Here is a 6,186-nt window from a genome sequence, read left to right on the forward strand (position 1 = left end):
TCTCTTTTGATGAATTTCTTCGCATATTGGTTTTCGGACAAAATCGTCCTTGCTATGTATAGAGCTAAAGAAGTCACAGAGGCTGAAGCACCAAAGTTGTATTCAATGGTAAAACGTCTTGCAACCCGTGCGGGGCTTCCGATGCCGAAGCTTTACATTATACCGAGCATGACACCAAACGCTTTTGCGACCGGAAGAAATCCGCAAAACGCAGCTGTTGCGGTTACAGAGGGAATCATGAAACTTTTAAACGATGATGAACTTGAAGGCGTCCTTGGGCATGAACTTGCCCATGTTAAGCATAGAGATATTCTAACTGCGACGATAGTTGCAACGATGGTTGGAGCTATAACATTTCTTGCGCGTATGGCTCAATGGTCGCTTATCTTCTTCGGCGGAAGTAGAGATAGAGAAAATAATGCAAATTGGATTGCTGAGCTTGTTTTAATTATCGTTGCACCGATAGCTGCTGTTTTGATTCAACTTGCTATTTCAAGAGCAAGAGAGTTCGCAGCTGATGAAGGTGGAGCGAAAATCTCTGGCAAACCACTTGCGCTTGCAAATGCTTTGAGAAAACTTGAACGCGGTGTTGAAACAATCCCGATGGAGGCGAGACCGGAGACAGCGCATATGTTTATAGTTAATCCATTGCGTGGCGAGGGAATACTTAAGCTTTTCTCAACACATCCACCGATAAGTGAGAGAGTTAAAAGGCTTGAAAAGCTTGCAAGGGAAATGGGAGTTTATTATTAATAACAAAAAACATTGGTGAGAGATAATGTCATACAAAGAACCAGCACCTATCCCGGACAAGGAGAATCCATTCGAATCAATGATGAAAAGATTTGATAAGGCAGCAGAAATACTTCAACTGGAACCCGGCGTTTATGAATTTTTAAAAACCCCGGCTCTACAGGTTATAGTTTCAATTCCAATCCAAATGGATGATGGAACAATTAAGGTTTTTGAAGGTTATCGTGTGATACATAATTATGCCCTTGGACCCGCAAAAGGCGGAATTAGATATGCTCCAGATGTGACGCTTGACGAAGTTAAAGCTCTTGCTGCGTGGATGACTTGGAAGTGCGCGGTGATGGACATTCCGTTCGGCGGTGCAAAGGGAGCTGTGAAATGTGACCCCAAAAAATTAACAAAAGTTGAACTTGAAAAGATAACGAGGCGATATACAGCAAATCTTCTCGATGTAATCGGGCCCGATAAGGATATCCCAGCACCGGATTTAAATACCGACGAGCAGATAATGGCTTGGATTATGGATACATATAGCATGCATGTAAGAAGAACTGAGCGCGCGGTTGTAACTGGAAAGCCGTTAATACTTGGCGGTTCACCTGGAAGACGTGAAGCCACAGGTCGAGGAGTTATGATTGTTACGCTTGCTGCGATGGAAAAATTAGGGCTTAATCCTAAAAAATCAACAGCTGTTGTCCAAGGATTTGGAAATGTTGGCTCAGTTTCAGCGAAGCTTTTATCCGAGAAAGGACTTAAAATAATCGCCATAAGCGATATAACAGGCGGTTATTATAACAAGAAAGGTATCGACGTAGAAAAAGCGATAAAATATGTTCAAAATAATCCCGACAGAACGCTTGAGGGTTTTGACGGAGGTGAAAAAATCACAAATGAAGAACTTCTTGAACTTGAATGCGATGTTTTAATTCCCGCCGCTCGCGAGGACCAGATAACTAAACACAATGCCCCAAGGATCAAAGCAAAGTTGATAGTTGAAGGCGCAAATGGTCCGACAACTGCGAGCGCTGATCCAATTCTTGAAGAAAAAGGAATCCTTGTCGTTCCAGACATAGTTGCAAATGCAGGCGGTGTCACTGTATCATATTTTGAATGGGTTCAAGATAGAATGGGGTTCTATTGGACAGTCAAAATGGTTAACGAACGACTTGAAGAGATGATGCTTTCCGCTTTTGAAAATGTTTATAATACAGCGAAAAAATATAATGTGTCATTACGACTCGGTGCATATATCCTTGCTGTTGATAAAGTTGCTAAAACTTTGAAGCTTCGTGGGATTTATGGTTAATTTTCTTTGCAAGTTTTTTTTATTTTTTGCGTTTTTAAGTTTGACATTTGCACAAAGCCGAAGCAACCTTGATATCATTGATAGTTTAATAAACTCAATTGTTGATGAGATTTCCAATCAAATAAAATCAGAAAAAATAAGGGTTGAATCCAACCTGCAGGACAAAGTTATTGAGAATAGAGTTTTAAACTCCTTTTTGAGAAAATTTACTGTATTTTTTTACGATAGCGCCGCCGATGTCGATATTGTTCGGCTTGATGCATTTAAAAGCAAAATTAATTATATCCCTGAATCGAGAGGTTTTTTTAAAAGTTCCGTCGTCAAAAGAAATGTAGAGGTGATTTTATATTGTTCTGCAATTGATGATGGAAAGCTTCTCTTTAGCCGTGATTTTAAAAGGGTATATTCAGATTATGTGAAAGCGGGTGAAATTAAAAATTTTGAAGATAAAGCCTTTAACTTTACGCAGGGTGAATTCGCCGGTGGGAGCTTAACATTGAGCAAAATAATTGAGGGAATAGTGATAATATCATCTATTGGGATTGCTGTTTATCTTCTTTTTGCCGTTAGAAAATAAATCTTTTGAGGAGCAAGAATGTTAAAATCATCAAAATTTATCCTTTTTTTGATCTTACCAGCGATTTTGTTTGTTTGGGGATGCTCTTCATCTAAGGAAGTTGCCAATCTTTCCGCTGAGGATCGTTTTGAAATTGGGAAGGAAAAGTTTGATAAGAAAAAGTATCTTGATGCGGTTGAGGATTTCAAGTATATTTTAATTCAATATCCAGGGAGCGCTGTTGCAGATGATGCTCAGTTTTATCTTGCTGAAAGCTATTACAACAAGGGTGAATATCTTCTCGCTGCGTCCGAGTATGAAAATCTCATAAGGGGTTATCCTTCGAGCGAATATGTCCCGATGTCTAGGTATAAGTTGGGACTTTGTTATTACAATCTTTCTCCAAAATCACAACTTGACCAGACATATACTTACAAGGCAATTGATGCGCTTCAGGGTTTTATTGAGTATCATCCAACAAGTGCGTTCGTCCAAGATGCTGAACAAAAAATTCATGAGTTGATCAACAAGCTTGCTAAAAGGGATTACGAAACAGCTGTATTTTATATGAGAAGAGAATTTTACAGAGCAGCTACAATTTATTTTGATGCCATAATTGAGCGTTATCCCGATTCCGATTATCTTGAAAAAGCATATGCTGGAAAGATTGAATGTTTATTGAAGAGGGGGAATTATAATGAGGTGATAAGAGTTGTTGAAGAATTTGAAAGGAAGTTTCCATCCAGCGAACTTCTTGAAAAAGTTAAAAGAATGAAAGATGAGGCAAAGTCACGGGTTCAAACAGAGTTGCGAACAGGAAGATAAAATGAGTGAAGTTAAATATGTGAAAGATTCGCAGGTTGAAATGACCGAGCTTATACTTCCGAGCGATGCGAATCCCCTTGGTTTCTTGCTTGGTGGAAGGCTGATGCACTGGATTGATATATGTGCAGCTATGGCTGCGATGAAGCATGCGGGGAAAGTCGTCGTAACGGCAAGCGTTGATGAATTAAATTTTCTATGTCCTATAAAGATCGGAGAGGTTGTGATTTTGAAAGCATCGGTAAATCGTGTTTTTAGAACTTCTATGGAAGTTGGTGTAAAAGTCTTTGCGATGAATCCACTTACAGGTGAAGTTCGACACGCTAATTCAGCTTATCTTACCTTTGTTGCGATCGATGAGAATGGAAAGCCTGTTCCAGTGCCACCAATTGTTCCTGAAACGGAAGATGAAAAAAGAAGATATGAAGAGGCGTTATTTAGACGCCAACAGAGGTTAAGGCATAAAGAAGAGCTTAAAAATGCCCGAAAACAAGGACCTAAAAATTTATAAAATTTTTTTCTTTCTATTCACATTTTATTTCGAAGTTTTGACTTCTCAAAATAGATTGTTTCCAACTTTTTTTATCAACGAAATTCCACTTCCTGAAGGCTCTTCCACATTTTCAATTGGAGATTTAAACGGCGATAGCTTTTATGATATCGTTGTTTCTTCACGACGGGTTATAACCTGTCTCGAGAACGACCATAAAAATAACTTTAACTTTTATTTTAACATACCAGTTAGAGAATCCCCAACAGATGTTAAGATAAGTGACATTGACGATGATGGTGCATCGGAAATCGTCGCAGTTTACAAGGCGAAGTCAACTGTTGAAATTTTTAAAAAAGATACGCTTGGCTTTAAACACTTCTATTCTTTTGAAACTGGCATTTATCCCGATTTGCTCATTTGTTCTGATCTTGATTTGAATGGTCTCAAAGATGTCATAACGGTTGGAAAAATAATGCTTGGGATAACGGTCAATTATCAAACCGAATTAAATCAGTTTTCAAATCCAGTTAATTTTTTCCCCAAGATCCCGCTTAAAAAAGTTCAAATTCTTGATTTAAACTATGATGAGGTTCCAGATCTTGTTGGCATTGACTGGTTAAATAACTTGCTTGTCATCTCATATGGAAGAGGTGATGGAAAGTTTGGGTCTGCATATACTTATAAACTTCCCGAAGAACCAAATGATTTTGTAGTTGCTGATTTAAACAACGATGGCTTCTTTGACTATGTGATTTCATTCTATTACCTTGACGAAGTTCAATTTTACTATACGACACAGGCAGGAATAAGTCTCAGATCTAAATTTAAAATTCCAAAACCATTAAAAGTTTGTGCTTGCGATTTGGATGGAAATGGCTTTAAAGATATAATCGTAAACAACGCAGAAAGATTGTTTATTTTTATGAACTCTGGTCGGGACTTTTTAAGATATGAATTTTCTGGCGATGGAGTAGTTCAGGTTGAGTGTGCTGATCTTGATGTGGATGGGAAGGATGATATCATCGTTCTCGATTCGGTCGGAAATAGGTTGAGAATTTTTTATTCAGACGCTAAACTTGAGTTTTCTGAAAACTTTTCCATAGCAGTTGGTTTAAATTCATCTGATTTCGCAATTGCAGATTTTAATAGAGATGGTTATGTTGATTTCGTTTTTGTAGGTGATGGATCAAATCCACTTCTTTTTTATTATAATGGTGGTAAAATTTATTCTTTTTCAAACCAAGGCGAAAGTTTCACGGATATCAAAGTTTTATCCGTTTCAAATTTCAATTATCTTTTATGCTCAAATTATGAAACTGGTGCCATTTCACTATTTCGTAGGGGGCAAGATGAGATAACAGAAATTTTTAAATACAATTTTGATAAACCGAAGCCAGTTTTTGCGGGTTTGGACGAAGATAAATCAGTTGTAGTTTTTCTCACCATCTCAGATTCAAACCTTATTTTGATAAAGCCAAAGGGCGGGACGGAATTCGAAGAGATGAGCATAAAGGAAATTGATAGTGCGAAGGTTATTGCTTCTGCAGTCGCCGACCTAAACGGGGATGGATATTTTGATATTGCACTTGTTAATAGTTTTAAAAACAATGTTAAATTAGATGTTTTCACCCGAAAAAATGAAGGTGAATATATCAGGAGCTATTCAATAAACTTGAACAGGTTGATAAAGCGTGCTTTTCTTTACATAGATGATTTTAACGGCGACGGTTACCTTGATATCCTTGCTTATTACGACTATTCGCAAACTAAAATCTCTGATGGTGAAATAAATCTTTTTTTGAACGGTGGAAAAGGTGGATTCAGAACAAGAAGAAGAGTTGATACACATGTTCATCTATCAAGTGGTAAGCTTTTAAGAATAGCTGACTTTTCAGGTGATTTTAAAAAGGACTTTGTAGTTTTTGATAATTTAAGAGGTGGAGTTTATCTTTACATAAATAACGACGGAACTTTTGAAAAAAAGCAAATCTATAGTTTAAAAAGCAAAATTAGCTCCACTGGCGTGGCTGATGTAAATCGTGATGGTTTTCCCGATTTGATCTTGTTGGATGAGAGAGCTGGAAGTTTGAGATTTTTACTGAACAAAGATGGTTTTTTAAAATGAAAAAGTTCATCTTTTCATTTTTATTTGTCAGCCTGTTGATTGCGCAGGATAATAAAATTGAACAGGTTTATTACACGGCTTGCGATAGAGCTGGGATAGAAATTGATAAACCGATTGACTTTAAACCTTTT

The 6,186-nt window shown here is 37.5% G+C and carries 6 protein-coding genes; all 6 read left to right on the forward strand.

Going from position 1 to position 6,186, the window contains the following annotated elements; genetic code table 11:
- Window positions 1–753, forward strand: a 753-nt coding sequence (locus tag AWW78_RS09585; RefSeq protein ID WP_047135003.1) for a zinc metalloprotease HtpX, incomplete at its 5' end; no start/stop codon positions are given.
- Window positions 754–778: 25 nt separating this feature from the next.
- The gene (locus AWW78_RS09590; RefSeq protein WP_047135004.1) at window positions 779–2,059 is read left to right on the forward strand and encodes a Glu/Leu/Phe/Val family dehydrogenase; all 1,281 of its coding nucleotides are present in this window, start codon (window positions 779–781) and stop codon (window positions 2,057–2,059) included.
- A 40-nt stretch (window positions 2,060–2,099) separates the two neighbouring features.
- Window positions 2,100–2,636, forward strand: a complete 537-nt coding sequence (locus tag AWW78_RS09595; RefSeq protein ID WP_141652057.1) for a hypothetical protein — start codon at window positions 2,100–2,102, stop codon at window positions 2,634–2,636.
- 18 nt (window positions 2,637–2,654) lie between these two features.
- Entirely contained in the window at window positions 2,655–3,440 is a 786-nt protein-coding gene (locus tag AWW78_RS09600) for an outer membrane protein assembly factor BamD (protein WP_047135006.1), read from the forward strand.
- 1 nt (window position 3,441) lies between these two features.
- On the forward strand, window positions 3,442–3,948 hold the full coding sequence (locus tag AWW78_RS09605; protein ID WP_047135007.1) for an acyl-CoA thioesterase: 507 nt from the start codon (window positions 3,442–3,444) through the stop codon (window positions 3,946–3,948).
- A complete protein-coding gene (locus tag AWW78_RS09610; protein ID WP_047135008.1) occupies window positions 3,917–6,055 on the forward strand; it encodes an FG-GAP repeat domain-containing protein in 2,139 nt (712 codons plus the stop codon). The genes AWW78_RS09605 and AWW78_RS09610 overlap by 32 nt, the downstream gene beginning before the upstream one ends.
- Window positions 6,056–6,186 lie beyond the last annotated feature (131 nt).

It is taken from the genome of Candidatus Kryptonium thompsonii, from assembly GCF_001535985.1.
Classification (GTDB): Bacteria; Bacteroidota; Ignavibacteria; order Kryptoniales; family Kryptoniaceae; genus Kryptonium; species Kryptonium thompsonii.